The following is an 18,668-nucleotide window of genomic DNA, read 5'->3' as shown; positions in this document are numbered from 1 at the left end:
CATATTTTATCTTAATATACATTTAATATTATGTTATTATTAAATAATAGCATAATTGTATATAATAACAATAGTAAAAGCGCTAAAATACATAGAAATTTAGGAGTGAGGATTTTGGACAAAAGATTAATTATTATAGATGGAAACTCAATAATAAACAGAGCTTTTTATGCATTGCCAGAAATGTCGAATAAGGAAGGATTGAAAACTAATGCAATTTATGGTTTTACTACAATGTTATTTAAAATAATAGATACATATAAACCTACTCATATAAGTGTAGCATTTGATAGAAAAGCACCTACATTTAGACATTTAGAATATAATGAATATAAAGCTGGAAGAAAGAAAATGCCAGACGAACTTAGAGAGCAGTTTGAACCATTAAAAGAACTTTTAGATAAGTTTAATATACATAGATTAGAATTAGATGGATACGAAGCAGATGATATAATAGGTACAGTTTCTAAATTAGGAGAAGAACACGATTATAAGGTGTATATAGTTACAGGGGATAAAGATGCAATACAGCTTGCATCAAATAAAACAACAACTTTAATTACTAAAAAAGGTGTTGGTGAGGTTGAGGAGTATGACTTTAACTCTGTTATGGAGAAGTATGAAATGACTCCAACTCAGTTTATAGATCTAAAGGGCCTTATGGGTGACAAATCAGATAATATACCAGGAGTTCCAGGTATAGGTGAAAAGACTGGAATAAAGTTAATAAAAGAGTTTTCTAGTATAGAAAACTTAGTTGAACATATAGACGATTTAAAAGGTAGTGTGAAGAAAAAAATTGAAGAGAATAAAGAATTAGCTATAATGAGTAAAAGACTGGCTACAATAATAAGAGATGTTCCAATAAACGTAAAATTAGAAGAATTAGAGTACGGAGATTATGATACAGAATCTGTAATAGAAGAATTTAAAAAGCTTGGATTTACAAGTCTTGTATCAAGGCTTTTAGATTTAGATGGTGGTAGTGAAGTAGCGAAAGAGTCACCTTTAGAATTAAAAATAGGTCCTGTTGATGATATATCATCATTAATAAAAGATATAAACGATAAGAAAGAAGTTATGATTAAAACTGTAACGAAAGTTGGGAATATACTTGAAAAAAATATAATGTATATATTCATAAGTATAGATGGTAATAACATATATTATCTAAATGAAGGACAAATATCTGATTTTAAAGAAATTCTATCTAGTAATGAAATTAAGAAGTTTGGTTATAATCTAAAAGATGATTATATAGCATTAAGACCTTATGATATAAAGCTTGAAAATATGTATTTTGATATAACAATAGCAGAATACTTAATAGATTCAGCTTCATCTACATCTTATGAATGTAGTGCAATAGCAATGAAGTATCTAACTAGAAAAGTAAAATCTAAAGAAGACTTACTAGGTAAAGGTGCTAAAGCTAAGAAATTTGAAGATTTAGATATAGAAGAAATAAAAGACTATATAGGTCAAATTATAAATGTAGTAAAACTTTCTTCAGAAAAAATGGAAAAGTATTTAAATGAAAGTGATATGGACAGCCTATTCCATGAAGTTGAGATGCCTCTAGTTGAAGTTTTAGGAGAAATGGAATTTATAGGAATAAATGTAGATAGAGATATACTTAATGAGCTTGGTACTCAATTTAAAGAAATTATAAGTAAGTTAGAATCTGAGATATATGAAATGGCAGGAGATTCATTTAATATAAACTCACCAAAACAATTAGGCGTTATATTATTTGAAAAGCTAGGATTACCAGTAATTAAAAAAACTAAAACTGGGTATTCAACTAATGCAGAAGTTTTAGATAAATTAAGAGACAAACATGAAATAATAAATAAAATCACAGAGTATAGACAAATAGTTAAATTGAATTCTACTTATGTTGAAGGTTTACTTGGAATAATAAATCCAATAAGTAATAGAATACATTCATCATTTAATCAAACTATTACTACAACAGGAAGAATTTCTTCTACAGAACCAAATCTTCAAAATATACCAGTTAAAATGGAGATGGGAAGAAATATAAGAAAAGTATTTATAGCTGGAGAAAATTATGAGTTAGTAGATGCAGATTATTCTCAAGTAGAATTAAGAGTTTTAGCCAACATGAGTGGAGACGAAAATATGATAGATGCTTTCAAACATGGGGAAGACATACATTCAAAAACTGCATCACAAATATTTGATGTAGATATAAATGAAGTAACATCTAGACAAAGAAGTGAAGCTAAAGCTATAAACTTTGGTATAGTTTATGGAAAAAGTGATTTTGGTTTATCAGAAGATTTAAATATACCAGTAAAGCAAGCTAAAGAGTATATAAATAGTTATTTTGAAAAATACAGCAAAATAAAAGAATTTATGGATAAAACAATAGAAGATGCAACTCGTGATGGATACATAACGACGCTATTGAATAGAAGAAGATATATACCAGAGCTAAAATCAAGTAACTTTATGTTAAGAAATGCTGGAAAAAGAGCTGCAATGAATGCACCTATTCAAGGGAGTGCCGCAGATATTATAAAAATAGCAATGGTAAATGTGTATAAAAAATTAGAAGAAAAAAATCTTAAATCTAAACTTATACTTCAAGTGCACGATGAACTTATAGTAGAAACTGCAAATGATGAATTAGAAATAGTTAAGCAAATAGTAAAAGATGAAATGGAAAACGCATTTAGTATGGATGTTAATTTAGATGTAGACCTTAATGTAGGTTGCTCATGGTATGAAACTAAGTAGGTGAATGTATGTTAGTATTAGGGTTAACTGGTAATATAGGCTGTGGTAAAAGCAGCCTATCTAATATTTTTAGAGAAGATTTTAATATAGATATAATAGACGCAGATGTTATATCTAGAAATATATTTGAAGATAAATTATTGCTTAATAAAGTTTTCGAAGCATTTGGAGAATCGATAAAAAATAAAGATAATACATTAAATAGAAAAGTTTTAGGAAGTATAGTTTTTAATGATGATGAAAAGCTGATAAGGTTAAATGAAATTACCCATCCTAGAATAAGAGAAAAGATATTAGATAATATAAAATCAATAAGAGAACAAGGTAAAAAAATAGTTATTATTGATGCAGCATTACTAGTAGAATGTGGATACCTAGAATTACTAGATAAACTTCTAGTGGTATACTGTAGAGAAGATATTCAAATACAAAGAATTATAAATAGAGACTCATGTAGTAAACAAGATGCTCTTAATAGAATACGATCTCAACTTAGTCAAGAAGAGAAAATACGTTACTCAGATTATAAAATTGATAATTCTGGAACATATGAAGATTTGAGAGTAAAAGCACATAAGTTTATAAATTATGTAAAGGAGAAATGGTGTGAGTAAAAAAATATTAATTTTTATGGCTATCATCATAACCATAGTTGCATCTATAATGATAGAAAGTGATGGATTTAAAAAATTAATATATCCAAAAAAATACTCTAACTATGTAGAAAAATACTCTAAAGAATATAATATAGATGAAAACTTAGTATATAGTGTTATAAAAGTAGAAAGTAAATTTGATAAAGATGCAGTATCTCGAAAGGGAGCAAAGGGATTAATGCAAATTAGTGACATTACAAGAGATTGGGCAATTGAAGAGTTGCAACTAGGTGATATAGATATTTTTGATCCGGAAACTAATATAAGAATTGGATGTTGGTATTTAAGTAAACTTTATAAACAGTTTGGGACACTTGACTTAGTTATAGCAGCTTATAATGGTGGTTCAGGTAATGTAAGAGAGTGGCTTGGAAATGATGAATATAGTAAAGATGGAAAGCTATATAATATACCATTTCAAGAAACTTCAAATTATGTACTTAAAGTTGAAAAAAACTATGAAAAGTACAATATGTTATATGATGAGGAAGGGAAAGACTAATGAATGTGAAGAAACTGCTAGCTATATTTTTAGCTGCGTCTATGATATTAGTTGGATGTAGCTCCAACAATGAAGAGACCACTTCTAGTGACAGTAAAGAAAATACAAGTGGATTTAACTCAAAGTACATAAATCTTACAATGGTAAAACCTACTACTATAAATCCGGTTTTAAATACGGATAAATCTGTAGGGTATGTAATGAATTTAATTTATGATGGCTTATTTACAATCGATCAAGATTACAATGTAGTGCCTCAATTAGCAAAAGAGTACTCATTATCAGCAGATGGTAAAAGCATGAATATAAAATTAAAAGATGCCAAATGGCATAGTGGAAATGATGTTACATCTAGTGATGTAATGTATACTATAGGATTAATTCAAAAAAATACTACAAGTCCATATAATGCATTTACTGAAAATATAGATTCTGTGAATATAACTAATAGCAAAGAATTTACTATAAACTTTAAAGAATCATATGCATTTTCTAAGGATACATTAATATTTCCAATAGTATATAAGGATTCATTAAGTAACAAATCAGATAGTGAGATACTTGAAAATGATAATAACTTAATTGGTAATGGTCCATATAAAATAGAAAAGATGGAAGATAGAGAAGGCATGACATTAGTGGTAAATCAAGACTACTATGATGAACTTTCAGATACAATGAAGGATATACACGTTAGTATTGTACCTACAGAAGAAGAACAAGTATCAATGGTTATGGCATTAGAAAGTGATATGGCAAATATATCATTAGGAGATTTAAGTCAGTTTTATGAAGATGAATTTAATATAACTAACTATGAAGGTAGAGACTATGAATCTATTATATTTAATTATGACAATAAATATCTAAATGATAATAATTTCAGAAAAGCAATAGCATATGCTATAGATAGAAATTTAATTTTAGAGGAAGGATATATAGATAATGCAAAATTAGTAAACTTCCCACTAAACACTATGTCTAAATACTATGATAGTGAGTTAAAAGCTTTAGCATATAATAAAACTAAAGCTGAAGAGTATTTAAAGAAAATAAATCCTAATATTAGTGAAAAAACAACTGAAAAAGATTCAAATAATGTAGAACAAGCTACAACAGAAAATAATACATCTGAGAACAAAATAGAAAAAACAAATTTAACATCACAAGAATTAAAATCTTTATTATCTGATATTAATTTAAAAATAATAGTAAATAAAGATAATGAAGAAAGAACAAAAGCTGCAAGTATAGTTAGTGATAACTTATCTGATATAGGAATAAAAACAACTATTGAAGCACTGACAAGTGAAGAAATGACTACAGCTTTAAATAATAAAGATTATGATTTAGCTTTTATAGGATGGGAATTATCTAGCATTCCTGATGCAAGATCAATTATTGAAGCTAGTGGATATTCAGATGAAAAGCTAACAGCGTATATGGAATCTTTAGCAATTGCAACATCAGATTCTAAAATATCAGAAATTTACTCAGCAATTCAAAAACATATTAGGGATAAGGTTGCCTTTATAAGTTTAGTAATACGAAATGAGTATTTAGTTACTAATGAAAGGCTAGAAGGTAAGACCCAACCAAATGACTTTGATGCTTATGAAGGTATAGCGAACTTGACTATAAAAGGTAAATAATTTCAATTGTTTTACAAAAATATATTTTATTATAAAGTGAAATATGATGATATACCCCTGCAGGGTATATATGGAGGTGAAATAAATGAAAAAAAAGCTATTAATAGAAGGTATGAGCTGTGGACATTGTGTAAATCATGTTAAAACAGCTCTTACTGAGGATATTCAAGGTGTAGAAGTCTTAGAAGTTAACTTAGATGGCAAATATGCACTAGTTGATGTTAATGAAAGTGTAACTGATTCTGATTTGAAATCAGTAATAGAAGACTTAGACTTTGAACTAAAAGGAATAGAGTAATACAAATAGAGGAAGATGAGATCTAGTAAATCTCATCTTCCTCTATTTGTATTATTCCCTTAGAAGTTAAAAACTCTTCTTGAAGTTCTAATATTAATTCTATAGTATATTTAGAAATAGACTCTCCACATCCCTTGTAAATAAATTCAATCATTTCATTCATAGATATAGTTCGTTCTTCCATTATAATAACCTCCTAATATAGAATATAAAAATTATATTATATCAAAAAGTTATTAAAAACAATAAAAAAGACTTCTATTGGGGGAAAATAATAGAAGTCTAAAATGGGGGAGATTGAGTATGTTTGATTTTACATTTATATTATGTCCATACTCAATATTTATATACACTAAAATTTTAATGTATATAAATATATTATGAAAAATTCGTACTAAGGGAACTCACATTTTGAAAAAATAATGAATATAATAAAAGTAATTAAGGGGGGAGTATCATGGAATCTAGAGATTGCAAAGATAATTTAAGAAAATTGATACTTGATATGGCCCAAAAAGAACTTGAGGAACATGCATCTACAAAAGGAGCTCAAAAATACTTTGAGGGAAATGTTGATAAAGTTATAAATAATAATATACAGAAAATGGGGAAGGAAAGAAGTTCTAATTCAATTTATACTAAAGTTATAAAGCAGGGAACATATCAAGATAATGTTGTATCAGTAGCAAAGGTTATAAAAAAAGAGGAAATATTTAAATCTAAAAATGAACTACTAAAATTCGCAAGATACTTAGGACTAAACTTAAATATGAAACAATCTTATGGACAGATATTAAAGAAAGTTTCTAGACATATATATTCAAATAGAAATCTATATTCTAAGAAGTATGTTTTATATAGAAGGGGAAATCAGGAATATATATTAGAACCTGAAAAAATAAAAAATGAACTATTTGAAAGTTATAGATCTAAGACTAGAGATGATATGAAGTCAATAGCTAGATTATTAGATTTAAATGTTAAGGATGATGAGGGAGCAGAAGATATAAGAAAAAAAGTTATAAACTATATTATTAAAGAAAAGTTAGGTAAAAAAGGGGATAAGAAGAGTTAAAGGCGCAAAGTATGCGTCTTTAATTTTTATATTCGCATATACTATAAAAGATAATAAATGAGGAGATGATAGAAATTGAAATTTAAGAAGCTAATCATAACATTTATTATACTTGGTTTCATAGCTATAACATCTATATCAGAAATGAAATATTTACAAAAATCAAAGGAAATAACAATAATAAGCTATAATATACATAGTGGACTTAATAAGGACATGTTCCCAACATTATTTGATATAATAGATTTCCTTAGAATGTCTGATGCAGATATTATATGCCTTCAAGAAGTTAATGAGTCGGCAAAAGTAGGATTTCAAGTTAGTAGTTTAAAAGAAGAACTTAAGATGTACTCTCATTTTGGAGCTAATGTAGTTAATTTAGGATCTAACTACGGATTAGTAACCTACTCTAAATATCCTATAGAATCGGAAAAGCATATATACTTAAGTAGTGATAGAGAGCAAAGAGGTTTATTACATACAGTGGTTAATGTAGAAGGTAAAAAATTAAATATAATAAATGTTCACTTAGGAGTAAAAAAAGAAGAAAGAGAAATTCAAATTAAGGAGGTGCTATCCTTTGTAGAATCACTAAATCCAGAACCATATATAATAGTAGGTGATTTTAATGAGGGAGACCTTAATTTAGATGGAACTAATTTAAAGGATGCAGCAGAGGAGACAGGAAATTCTAATATTTTAACATTTGCATCAGGATTATATAGAATTGATTATATTCTAGTGTCCGAAAATATAAAAGTATTAGATTATAATGTATTAATAAAGAATATGTCAGATCATTATCCAATAATATCCAAACTGAAAATATAAATAATATTGCAAAAAATACTTAATACATATAAAATTAAGGGAAATAATAGAAAAATTAGAGGAGGATATATATGAAATTTACTTTTTGTCACAATAATTTTAATGTACTTAACCTAGAAAAAAGTTTAGAGTTTTATGAAAAAGCATTAGGATTAAAAGAAGTTAGAAGAAAAGAAGCTGAAGATGGCAGTTTTATATTAGTTTACCTAGGTGATGGATCAACTAGTCATACATTGGAATTAACATGGTTAAGAGATTGGGATAGAGCATATAACTTAGGTGATAATGAATTCCACTTAGCTTTAAGGGTAGATGATTTTGATTCAGCATACAAGTTACACAAAGAAATGGGATGTATTTGTTTTGAGAATAAAGCAATGGGGATATATTTTATAGCAGATCCAGACAATTATTGGATAGAAATATTACCATCAAATCATTAATTAAAAATTAAAATAACATAAGAATAAACTAGCATTATTATTTTATATCATTTAAAAATGAAATTTTTTAAGTGTAAATATGCTAGTTTTTTCTTTAGGTAATTTTAGGTATAAATTAGGACGACCTTCAATATATATTATTAATAATATTATTAAGGGGGAAAAACAAATGAATAAGAGAAGACGTTACAAAGGCTTCAATAAAAGAGGCAAGACTGCAAGTATAAGAGTATTTACTTTGATTTTATGTTTGTCATTAGTTGGTGGTTATGGATATATAGAATTAAAAGACAGCAAGTTATTCAATGATGATTTTAATTTATCTAAATCTATAAGTGAAAAAATAAAAAATATATCCATATCAAATATTTTTAAGATAGGTAAAAGCAAAGAAAATGAAAAATATGTATACGATGATGTCTCTGATGAACTAAATAGCATTAATAATGATGATAAAGTGGAAGAAACTTCTTCAGAAAATGAAAATTCAAAAGTACAAGTTGCAACTATAGATGCAGTTAAGATTTATACAGTACAAGTGGCATCTATAGGTGAAAATCAAGATTTAGAATCTGTAGAAGACAAACTTAAAAATAATAAAATACCATATTCTGTAGTAGAAATTGATGGTGTAGAAAAAGTACAAACTTATTCATCATTTGATGAAAGTGTAACTAGATCTAACTTAGAAAGTGCTAGGAAAGTATATAGTGATGCATTTATATCAGAGCTAGAAGTGCCTGTACTATCATTAGAATATACAGATAAATATTCTTATATAGAAGATATATCTACAGAATTAAATAATTTAATTGTAAGCTTCAAAGATGAAGCTGAATTTTGGGAAAAATCAACAGAGAGTATAGATTTAGAGGCTTATAATAATATTTTAACAAAAAGATTAGATGTATTAGAAAAAATACAAGAGAATGCAGAAAAAATAGATTATTCTCAAATGGATACATTTAAAGAAAATCTTATAAAATATGTTAAAAATGTGAATAGTAACACAACTCAAGCATCTAAAGATGCTAAAGAAAATAATGGGTATTTAAGTCAGGGTCTACTTTTATCATCAATTCAAGAATACTATTCATTTATAAATTCCATAAAAGTTAGTTAAAGGTTGTTTTAAACAACCTTATTATTTTGTCGAAAAATGATTTTGAAAATTCAGATAAGATTTTAACAATTGTTAAGTTTCTTTTTAGGATATATTATACTTATAATATCAAGAGAAATAATTTATTTTAAGGGGGATAATATATGAAGCTCTTAACATTTAAAGGTGGAATACATCCAGAATATAATAAAGAGTATACTAAATCTAAAGAACTTCAAAAGGCAGACGATCCTAAAGTTGTATACATACCTCTTCAACAACATATTGGGGCTCCAGCAAAGGCTATTGTTGAAGTAGGAGATGAAGTTAAGCTTGGGCAAAAAATAGGAGAACAACAAGGATACGTTTCCTGTAATGTTCACTCATCTGTCTCAGGGAAAGTTTTAGCAATAAAAGAACATGATGTCCCAGGAGGAAGTGCACTATGCATAATAATAGAAAATAATTTTAAAGAAGAACTACATGAAAGTATTATACCAAAGGGAAATTTAGAAGATTTAACAAAAGAACAAATAATAGAATTTATAAAAGAAGCAGGAATAGTTGGTATGGGGGGAGCAACATTTCCAAATCACGTCAAAATATCACCACCACCAGATGCGACAATAGATACTGTTATATTAAATGGAGCAGAGTGTGAACCCTATCTTACAGCAGACCATAGATTGATGGTTGAAAATCCAGAGGATGTAGTTTACGGACTACGAGTATTAATGAAAGCTTTAAATGTTAAAAAAGGATATATTGGAATAGAAGTAAATAAACCTGATGCAATAGAAACTATAACAAATGCATCAACAAAATACAATGATATAGAAGTTGTAGGTTTAGAGGTTAAGTATCCTCAAGGCGCGGAAAAACAACTTATATATGCCTGTACAGGAAGAGAAGTGCCATCTGGAGGTCTTCCAGCAGCAGCAGGGGCTGTAGTTGATAATGTTGCAACAGCAGCTCAAATAGCTAAAACTATAAAAACCGGAATGCCTTTAGTTGAAAGAATATGCACTGTTACAGGTAGTTGCATAGAAGAACCTAAAAACTTAATAATAAAAACAGGAACTTTAGTATCTGAAATAATTAAGCAATGTGGAGGATATAAAAAAGACAAGAAGCTAGGTAAACTTATAATGGGTGGACCTATGATGGGAATAGCTCAATATACTGATGATATTGCAACAAATAAAGGATCTTCAGGAATACTTTGTTTAAGTGAGGAAGAATCTAGATTACCTAGACCTCAAAATTGTTTAAGATGTGGAAGATGTACCAATGTATGTCCTGCATTTTTACAACCACTATATATAAGTGCGTATTCATTAAATAATGATTTTGAAAAAGCTGCTAATAATAGAGCTTTAGATTGTATAGAATGTGGTTCATGTTCATTTATATGTCCAGCAAGAAGACCATTACTTCAGTCTATAAGAAATGCTAAAAAAGAAATTATAGCAATGAAGAAAAAACAATCTGTTAATAAATAGATAGGGGGAAATATTGTGGAAAAGAAATTAATAGTATCATCTTCTCCTCATGTGAGAAGTAATGAAGACACTTCTTATATAATGAAACAAGTCCTAATAGCACTTATACCAGCAGCGGTAGCTGGATTATATTTTTTTAGATTAAATGCATTAAGTGCTATGTTTTTTTGTATATTAGGATCAGTTGGATCAGAATATATATATCAAAGAATTACAAAACAAGAAAGTACTATAGGAGATTTCTCCGCAGTAGTAACAGGATTACTATTAGCATTTAATATTCCTGCTTCACTTCCATGGTGGATGTGTTTAGCAGGTGGAGTATTTGCAATAGTAGTTGTAAAAATGGTATTTGGTGGTATAGGAAATAACTTTTTAAATCCAGCATTAGCAGCAAGAGCATTTTTACTGGCATCTTTCCCAGTTGCTATGACATCATGGACCAAACCAGGAGCTATAGAATGGATAAATTCATCAAATATAGATGCAGTATCAACTGCAACACCTTTGAATTTCTTAAAAAGTGGAGTATCGGGGATTGCAGATTTAGCATCAAATAAAATTAGCTTAACAGATATGATGATTGGTAATATAGGTGGATGTATTGGTGAAACTTGTGCAATTTTAATCTTATTAGGAGGAGTCTACTTAATATATAAAGGAATAATAGATTACATAATACCTGTATTTTATATAGTTACAGTATTTATATTAACTTTATTATTATCTTGTTTTGTAGGTGGATTTAGCTTTAATTTTGCTATATATGAATTATTTGCTGGTGGTCTTATGCTTGGAGGATTTTTTATGTTGACTGATTATACAACATCACCAATGACAAGAAAAGGTCAGATTATATATGCAATTCTTGCAGGAACGATTACAACTGTAATAAGATTATTTGGAGGATATCCAGAAGGCGTATCATATTCAATATTATTAGCTAACGTAGCAACACCTCTTATAGATAAATATATATCTAATAGAGTATTTGGGGAGGTGTCTAAATAATGAACAATATTATTAAACTAGGACTTAACTTATTTGCAATATGCGCTGTTGCTGCTTTACTTTTGGGTGCGACTAATAGTATTACATCTCCAGTTATAAATCAAAGAAATATAGAAGCCAATAATCAATCTAGACAGATGGTATTACCAGATGCACAAGAGTTTTCAGAAGTTGATAGTAGTAATTATGAAAATATAGATGGAATGGTATCAGAAGTTTATGAAGGTAAGAATGAATCTGATATTGTTGGTTATACCGTAAAGGTTCTTCCTAAAGGATATGGAGGAGAAATTGAGCTTATAGTGGGTATATCTTCAGATGGTAATATTACAGGAATAAATATAGGAAATATGTCAGAAACACCAGGCCTTGGAGCTAAGGCAAAAGAGTCAGATTTTCAAGGGCAATTTACAGGTAAACCTGCATCAGATTTAACATTGGTAAAAGGGAGTGTATCTTCAGATGATGAAGTATCCGCAATATCAGGTGCAACTATTACATCTACAGCTGTAACGGATGGTGTAAACGTTGCTATAGAATTATTTAACAATTCTTTAAGTAAGTAAGGGGGAGAATAAAGATTATGGATTCAGGAAAAGTTTTAAAAAATGGACTTATTGACGAAAATCCGACCTTTGTACAAGTTATAGGTATGTGCCCAACTCTTGCAGTTACGAGTTCAGCAATAAATGGTTTAGGTATGGGATTATCAACAGCAGTAGTTTTGATATGTTCAAATATTGTTATTTCTTTAATGAGAAAATTTATTCCAGATAAAATAAGAATACCATCATTTATAGTTGTAATTGCAACATTTGTAACAATTGTTGGTTTATTATTAAAAGCATATGTTCCAACGCTTGATCAAGCTCTTGGATTATATATACCATTAATTGTTGTTAACTGTATAATATTAGCTCGTGCAGAAAGTTTTGCATCTAAGAATGGTGCACTTTTATCAGCTATTGATGGAATAGGTATGGGACTTGGGTTTACTCTAGCGCTTACAATATTGGGTGCTGTAAGAGAATTATTTGGAGCAGGAAGTTTGTTTGGATTCAACTTATTTGGTGATTCATATCAACCTGCATTATTGTTCATATTACCTCCTGGAGCATTTTTAACTTTAGGTTTTTTAATGGCTGGATTTAATAAGATTAGAAGTAAAAAGGCATAGGTAGGAGGGAGAAATATATGAATTTAATTCTTTTATTTTTAAGTATAGTACTTGTTAATAATGTTATAACATCTCAGTTCCTTGGTATATGTCCATTTTTAGGTGTTTCTAAAAAAGTTGATACAGCTGTAGGTATGGGAGCAGCAGTAACTTTTGTTTTGACTTTAGCATCAATAATTACATATTTTATACAAATGCTTTTAGTCAAAATAGGACTTGAATATTTACAAACTATAGCGTTTATATTAATAATCGCATCCATTGTTCAATTCGTAGAGATGGTAATACAAAAAATGAGTCCATCCTTATACCAAGCTTTAGGAGTATTTTTGCCCCTTATAACAACAAACTGCGCAGTTCTTGGTATAGCTATAGTTAATGTTCAAAATGGATATAATTTAATAGAAACAATTGTAAATGGGTTTGGAGCAGGAATAGGATTCACTTTGGCTATTATTTTATTTGCGGGAATAAGAGAAAGACTAGAACTTGCTGACATACCAAAGTCATTTAAGGGGTTTCCTATAACTTTAATTGCAGCAGGGCTAATGTCAATAGCTTTCTTAGGATTTACAGGTCTTATAAAGTTATAAAATGGGGGGAAAATAATGGATATATTAAAGGCAATAATACTTTTAGGTGCTATGGGATTGCTGTTTGGGGTAATTCTTGCATATGCTTCTAAAAAATTTGCAGTAGAAGTTGATGAAAGAGTAGAAAAGATACTTGAAGTTCTACCTGGAGCTAACTGTGGTGGATGTGGATTTCCAGGATGTGGAGGTCTTGCAAATGCAATAGTTAAGGGGAGTGCTCCTGTAAATGGGTGTCCAGTAGGAGGAGCAGCTGTAGGATCAAAAGTTGGAGAAATAATGGGCATTAAAGCTTCACAAGGAGAGAAAGAAGTTGCAAAGATTATTTGTAAAGGTAGTTGTGAAAGTGCAAAAGATAAATATGATTATGAGGGGATATCAGATTGTAGGGCAGCAATGTCGTTAAATTCAGGAGCTAAGTCATGTAAATTTGGATGCTTAGGTCTAGGTACCTGTAAAGATGTTTGTAAGTTTGGTGCTATAACAATAAAAGATGGAATTGCAATCATTGATGAGAATAAATGTGTAATGTGTGGTAAATGTATTGAGGTTTGTCCGAAATCTATAATAATAAAAAAGCCAGCTAAGCAAGAAGTTGTGGTTGAATGTAATAGTCAAGAGTTTGGAAAGTCTGTGAAAGAAAAATGTAGTGTAGGTTGTATGGGGTGCGGGATTTGTGCTAAGGTTTGTCCAGTAGATGCAATAGTGTTTGAAAACAAGATAGCTAAGATTAATTTTGATAAGTGTATTCAATGTAAGGTGTGTGTAGAAAAATGCCCTACTAAAGTAATAAAAGGTGATATTAGTAATAGATCTAAAGTTAGAATTAATGAGAAGGAATGTATAGGATGTACTATTTGTAAAAAACAGTGTAAATTTGATGCAATATCTGGTGAAAAAAAATCAGCTCATAAAGTTGATGAATCAAAATGTGTAGGATGTCACTTGTGTATGCAAAAATGTCCTAAAGGTGCTATTAAAACTATATAATATGGATAGAATAAAGGTGTGAAGTTATCATACCTTTATTTTTATTGAATAGATATATAAAGTACAAAAAAAGATTTACTAAATTTATGTTAAAATTTGCTTTTTAGTACTATGTAAATTTATACGCAATGACAACAAAATATAACAATTATGTAACTAAAAGGTTCGACAATAACGTTGAATTTTTTACAATATAGTGATAAACTGTATAAGTACAAATTCTAAGTACAAGAACGAGGTGAAAATATGAATATAATCTTAGCATCAGCATCTCCAAGAAGAAAAGAAATCTTAGAGAATGTAAATTTAAAATTTACAGTAATTGCAAGTGATATAGAAGAGGTTATATTAGAAAATGAACCTCCAAAAGATCTTGTTATGAGATTGGCTTTTGAAAAATGTATGGATGTTGCAATTAAAAATAAAGATGATTTAGTTATTGGTGCAGACACTATTGTAGTTTTGCAGAATAAGATTTTAGGGAAACCTAAAAATCAAGAGGATGCATACAATATGATAAAATCTTTATCTAATAAAAAACATCAAGTAATAACGGGTATTAGTTTAATAAACTTAAGTTCAGATAAAAAAGTGATAGATTATGTAGTTAGTGAAGTTACTTTTAAAGATTTATCTGATGAGTTAATAAGAGATTACATAAGCACTAATGAATCTTTAGATAAAGCAGGAGCTTATGGAATACAAGGATATGGTAGTTTATTAGTTGAAAGTATAAATGGAGATTACTTTAATATAGTAGGCTTACCAATTTCTAAAATAAGCAATCTACTAAAAGAGCATTTTGACGTAAATCTTTTCAAGTAAATGAAACTTTTATGGAGGATGATTTATCTGAAGGAATCTTTGGGTTGTTCTAGAAAACTAAAAGATATGGTATTAGAAGAGAGACCGAGAGAAAAAATGATTTTAAAAGGTGTAAAATATTTATCTAATGCTGAATTATTAGCAATATTGCTTAGAACAGGGACAAAAAATAGGAATGCTATTGAACTAGCTAACTATATAATAAATAAAGACTTACAAGGAATAAGACATTTACAAGATATAAGTATAGAAGAATTATGTGAAATTGATGGGATCGGATTATCTAAAGCTACACAGATTAAAGCTGCTTTAGAACTTGGACTGAGGGTTTCAAGTGCTAGGCCCAGTAAGTATAAAGTAAAAAATCCTTGGGACATATATAAGTATTATATGGAAAGCTTAAGGTATGAACAAAAAGAAATTTTTAAGGTAGTTCTTTTAAATACAAAAAATGAAATTATAACAGACGTAGATGTGTCTGTTGGAACTTTAAATTCATCATTGGTTCATCCAAGGGAAGTTTTTAAAGAAGCAATTAAGAGAAGTAGTAACAAAATGATTTTAATCCATAATCATCCATCAGGAAATATTGAACCTTCAAAAGAGGATAAAAGTATTACTGATAGACTTATTAGATGTTGAGATATAATAGGTATAGAAATTATTGATCATATAATAATTGGTGATGGTTTATATTATAGTTTTAAGGAAAACATGATAATTTGATTTAAGATAGTTGGAAGGAGCATTAATATGGCTAAAGAGAAGAAAGAAAAGAAAGAGAAAAAAGGATTTGGATCTTTATTCGGATTTGGAAAAATGACAAAGGATATGGGTATCGACTTAGGTACTGCAAATACGCTAGTTTATATAAAAGGTCAAGGTATAGTAGTAAGAGAGCCTTCAGTTGTTGCAATAAGAGATGATAGCAAAGAAGTTTTAGCTGTAGGCGAAGAAGCTAAAAGAATGATAGGTAGAACACCTGGAAATATAGTAGCTATAAGACCAATGAAGGATGGAGTTATAGCTGATTTTGATGTGACTCAATCAATGTTAAGTTATTTCATTCAAAAAGCAGCAGCTAAAAAAGGTGTTGTAAGTCCTAGAATAGCAATATGCGTACCATTTGGTGTTACAGATGTTGAAAAAAGAGCGATAGAAGAAGCAGCAAGACAAGCTGGAGCTAAAGATGCATATCTTATAGAAGAGCCAATGGCAGCTGCAATAGGTGCGGGTCTTAGTGTAGAAGAGCCAGAAGGTAATATGGTAGTAGATATCGGAGGAGGTACTTCTGAGATAGCAGTGATATCTTTAGGAGGTATAGTTTCAGCTGAATCAGTTAGAATCGGTGGTAATAAATTTGATGATGCTATAGTTGGATATGTTAAGAAAGAATACAACTTAATGATCGGTGAAAGAACTGCAGAAGATATAAAAATCAGTATAGGATCTACTTTTAAAGAAGATCAAGAAAGCAATATGCAAATAAGAGGTAGAGATTTAATATCTGGATTACCAAAGACTGTAGAAATATCGTCTACAGAAGTTAGAGAAGCATTAAAAGAGCCAATAAGTGCTATAGTTGATGCAATAAAATCAACTTTAGAAAAAACTCCACCAGAATTAGCATCAGACATAATGGAAAATGGAATAATGTTAACTGGAGGGGGAGCATTACTTAGAGGATTAGATAAGTTAATAAAGCAAGAAACAGGAATGCCAGTAACAATAGCAGAGGAACCACTTGACTGTGTTGCATTAGGAACTGGTAAATCAGTAGAAGATCAAGAAATATTCGAGAAAGTATTAATGATGAATACTAGAAGATAATAAAGTTGGTGATTGTCTTGAAATTTAATAATGATAAAAAGGACAAAAAAAGGGTTAATGTAAAAGTGATAGCAACGACTACAGTTGCTATCACTTTAATTGGAATTGTAGGAATATCTATTGGAAAGTATTCTGGGAATAATCCTTTTAAATTTGGTGCAGTTTTGGATGCAACATCATCTATAGAAAGTAGCCTAAATAAGGGCTTTACATTTATAACAAATAACTTTAGTGAACTTATTAACTATAAGAAAAATGCTAAAAAGCTAGAAGAGATAGAAGTTGAAAATGAAAAATTAAAACAAGAAATAGTAGAATTAAATAATACGCTAAGTAAAGGTCAATCATTAGAAAGTCTTAAAAAGGCTTTAAATTTTATTCCTGAAAATTATAAAGCAAATATGATATCGGCTAGTGTTGTAAGTAAAAACGATGGTAATTGGTATACTAGTTTTGTGATTGGGGCAGGAAGTAAGGATGGTGTAAAAAAAGATAGTTTAGTTGTCAATGGAAGTGGATTAGTTGGAGTTGTGTATGAGGTTTCAGAGAATTATAGTAAGGCAATTTCACTTTTAGATACTAAATCATCAGTAAGTTTTAAATTATTAAAGAATTCTGACTTTAAAGGTATTTTAACTCAGGGAGCAAATATTAGTGATGGAGAACGTTACAAAGAAAATGGATATCTTCAAGGGTATATGTTTGACTCATCATATGATGTTTTACCTGGGGATACTTTAGTTACGTCAGGGTTAGGTCTGTATCCAGAAGGTATAATAATTGGTAAGGTAGATAAGGTAATAGATGATAAGAATCAATCCTTAAAGTATGTAGTTGTAAAGCCATACGTAGATTTTAAAAATATTGATGATGTTATAATTATAGAACCAAGAGATAAAACGGATATAGGATAAAGGGGATAATAAATTATGAAGAGATTTTTACTTTGTCTTATAGGTATACTCCTTGTAATAATTGAGGGAAGTGTTACAAATTATATAGACCTATGTGGTGTTGGTATTAACCTTGTATTAATATATTGTACGATAATTTCTTTATATTTAAATGATCTTGAAGCTGGTATAATAGGAACTATAATAGGTCTTATAAAAGACATATCTATAGGTAGTATTTTTGGTGTTAATGCTTTAATTCTATTTACAGTATGTTATGGAATTAGCACTTTAAGAAATAAAATTTATAAAGAAAGTTTTGTTACAATAGCGACTTTAGTAATTGTCACGAGTATATTTGACTCTATGGTAAACATTACTGCTACTACCTTGGTACATAATAGTTATGGAATATTAACTATGGTACTGAAAGGTATAGTAATTATACCACTAATAAATAGTATATTAAGCTTTATAATTTATAGTATTTTTAAAAAAAGTATATTAAAGCTTAAAGAAGAGTAG

Annotated in this window: 20 protein-coding genes and 1 pseudogene; 20 read left to right on the top strand and 1 reads right to left on the bottom strand. The window is 29.0% G+C overall.

What is annotated here, in order from left to right:
• Positions 1-114: 114 nt before the first annotated feature.
• The 5 genes from polA (at position 115) to I2A66_RS11525 (ending at position 5,874) form a co-directional block, all read left to right on the top strand.
• A complete protein-coding gene (gene polA / locus I2A66_RS11545; RefSeq protein WP_147515720.1) occupies positions 115-2,766 on the top strand; it encodes a DNA polymerase I in 2,652 nt (883 codons plus the stop codon).
• 8 nt (positions 2,767-2,774) lie between these two features.
• Positions 2,775-3,380, top strand: coding sequence for a dephospho-CoA kinase (coaE, locus tag I2A66_RS11540; RefSeq protein ID WP_122640254.1), 606 nt, complete (start codon positions 2,775-2,777; stop codon positions 3,378-3,380).
• 16 nt (positions 3,381-3,396) lie between these two features.
• Positions 3,397-3,924: a lytic transglycosylase domain-containing protein gene (locus I2A66_RS11535; protein ID WP_122640312.1), complete on the top strand. Its 528-nt coding sequence runs from the start codon at positions 3,397-3,399 to the stop codon at positions 3,922-3,924.
• Complete coding sequence (locus I2A66_RS11530; protein WP_122640255.1) at positions 3,924-5,576, top strand: ABC transporter substrate-binding protein; 1,653 nt, start codon at positions 3,924-3,926, stop codon at positions 5,574-5,576. The genes I2A66_RS11535 and I2A66_RS11530 overlap by 1 nt, the downstream gene beginning before the upstream one ends.
• An 85-nt stretch (positions 5,577-5,661) precedes the next feature.
• Entirely contained in the window at positions 5,662-5,874 is a 213-nt protein-coding gene (locus tag I2A66_RS11525) for a heavy-metal-associated domain-containing protein (RefSeq protein ID WP_122640256.1), read from the top strand.
• A 22-nt stretch (positions 5,875-5,896) separates the two neighbouring features.
• On the opposite strand, the gene I2A66_RS11520 is transcribed toward I2A66_RS11525, so the two are convergent.
• Positions 5,897-6,058, bottom strand: coding sequence for a hypothetical protein (locus I2A66_RS11520; RefSeq protein WP_164489051.1), 162 nt, complete (start codon positions 6,056-6,058; stop codon positions 5,897-5,899).
• A gap of 273 nt (positions 6,059-6,331) precedes the next feature.
• Here I2A66_RS11520 and I2A66_RS11515 point away from each other — a divergent pair, with 273 nt between their 5' ends.
• From I2A66_RS11515 to mreD, 15 genes and pseudogenes are all read left to right on the top strand, one after another.
• Positions 6,332-6,949: a hypothetical protein gene (locus I2A66_RS11515; RefSeq protein WP_147515722.1), complete on the top strand. Its 618-nt coding sequence runs from the start codon at positions 6,332-6,334 to the stop codon at positions 6,947-6,949.
• Positions 6,950-7,024: 75 nt separating this feature from the next.
• Positions 7,025-7,780, top strand: a complete 756-nt coding sequence (locus I2A66_RS11510) for an endonuclease/exonuclease/phosphatase family protein (protein WP_243113392.1) — start codon at positions 7,025-7,027, stop codon at positions 7,778-7,780.
• A gap of 71 nt (positions 7,781-7,851) precedes the next feature.
• On the top strand, positions 7,852-8,223 hold the full coding sequence (locus tag I2A66_RS11505) for a VOC family protein (protein WP_122640258.1): 372 nt from the start codon (positions 7,852-7,854) through the stop codon (positions 8,221-8,223).
• Positions 8,224-8,392: 169 nt separating this feature from the next.
• Positions 8,393-9,346 carry a hypothetical protein gene (locus I2A66_RS11500; RefSeq protein WP_122640259.1) on the top strand — a complete coding sequence of 318 codons (954 nt, stop codon included), beginning with the start codon at positions 8,393-8,395 and terminating at the stop codon, positions 9,344-9,346.
• A 143-nt stretch (positions 9,347-9,489) separates the two neighbouring features.
• On the top strand, positions 9,490-10,827 hold the full coding sequence (rsxC, locus tag I2A66_RS11495) for an electron transport complex subunit RsxC (RefSeq protein WP_122640260.1): 1,338 nt from the start codon (positions 9,490-9,492) through the stop codon (positions 10,825-10,827).
• A 15-nt stretch (positions 10,828-10,842) separates the two neighbouring features.
• A complete protein-coding gene (locus I2A66_RS11490; protein WP_122640261.1) occupies positions 10,843-11,838 on the top strand; it encodes an RnfABCDGE type electron transport complex subunit D in 996 nt (331 codons plus the stop codon).
• Positions 11,838-12,404, top strand: a complete 567-nt coding sequence (locus I2A66_RS11485) for an RnfABCDGE type electron transport complex subunit G (RefSeq protein WP_122640262.1) — start codon at positions 11,838-11,840, stop codon at positions 12,402-12,404. The genes I2A66_RS11490 and I2A66_RS11485 overlap by 1 nt, the downstream gene beginning before the upstream one ends.
• 17 nt (positions 12,405-12,421) lie before the next feature.
• Positions 12,422-13,015, top strand: coding sequence for an electron transport complex subunit RsxE (rsxE, locus tag I2A66_RS11480; RefSeq protein ID WP_122640263.1), 594 nt, complete (start codon positions 12,422-12,424; stop codon positions 13,013-13,015).
• A gap of 17 nt (positions 13,016-13,032) precedes the next feature.
• Positions 13,033-13,608, top strand: a complete 576-nt coding sequence (rsxA, locus tag I2A66_RS11475; RefSeq protein ID WP_122640264.1) for an electron transport complex subunit RsxA — start codon at positions 13,033-13,035, stop codon at positions 13,606-13,608.
• 15 nt (positions 13,609-13,623) lie between these two features.
• Entirely contained in the window at positions 13,624-14,595 is a 972-nt protein-coding gene (locus I2A66_RS11470) for an RnfABCDGE type electron transport complex subunit B (RefSeq protein ID WP_122640265.1), read from the top strand.
• Positions 14,596-14,841: 246 nt separating this feature from the next.
• The gene (locus I2A66_RS11465) at positions 14,842-15,420 is read left to right on the top strand and encodes a Maf family protein (RefSeq protein ID WP_147515723.1); all 579 of its coding nucleotides are present in this window, start codon (positions 14,842-14,844) and stop codon (positions 15,418-15,420) included.
• A gap of 66 nt (positions 15,421-15,486) precedes the next feature.
• A pseudogene (gene radC / locus I2A66_RS11460) lies at positions 15,487-16,146 on the top strand (RadC family protein).
• A 27-nt stretch (positions 16,147-16,173) separates the two neighbouring features.
• Positions 16,174-17,250 (top strand): rod shape-determining protein, encoded by a 1,077-nt coding sequence (locus I2A66_RS11455; RefSeq protein ID WP_122640268.1) that lies wholly within the window; start codon positions 16,174-16,176, stop codon positions 17,248-17,250.
• Positions 17,251-17,258: 8 nt separating this feature from the next.
• On the top strand, positions 17,259-18,164 hold the full coding sequence (mreC, locus tag I2A66_RS11450) for a rod shape-determining protein MreC (protein WP_243113393.1): 906 nt from the start codon (positions 17,259-17,261) through the stop codon (positions 18,162-18,164).
• A 15-nt stretch (positions 18,165-18,179) separates the two neighbouring features.
• Positions 18,180-18,668, top strand: coding sequence for a rod shape-determining protein MreD (gene mreD, locus I2A66_RS11445; protein WP_122640270.1), 489 nt, complete (start codon positions 18,180-18,182; stop codon positions 18,666-18,668).

Source organism: Romboutsia sp. 1001713B170207_170306_H8 (genome assembly GCF_015550495.1).
GTDB lineage: Bacteria > Bacillota > Clostridia > Peptostreptococcales > Peptostreptococcaceae > Romboutsia_E.
This window is presented reverse-complemented; position numbering and strand designations above follow the sequence as displayed.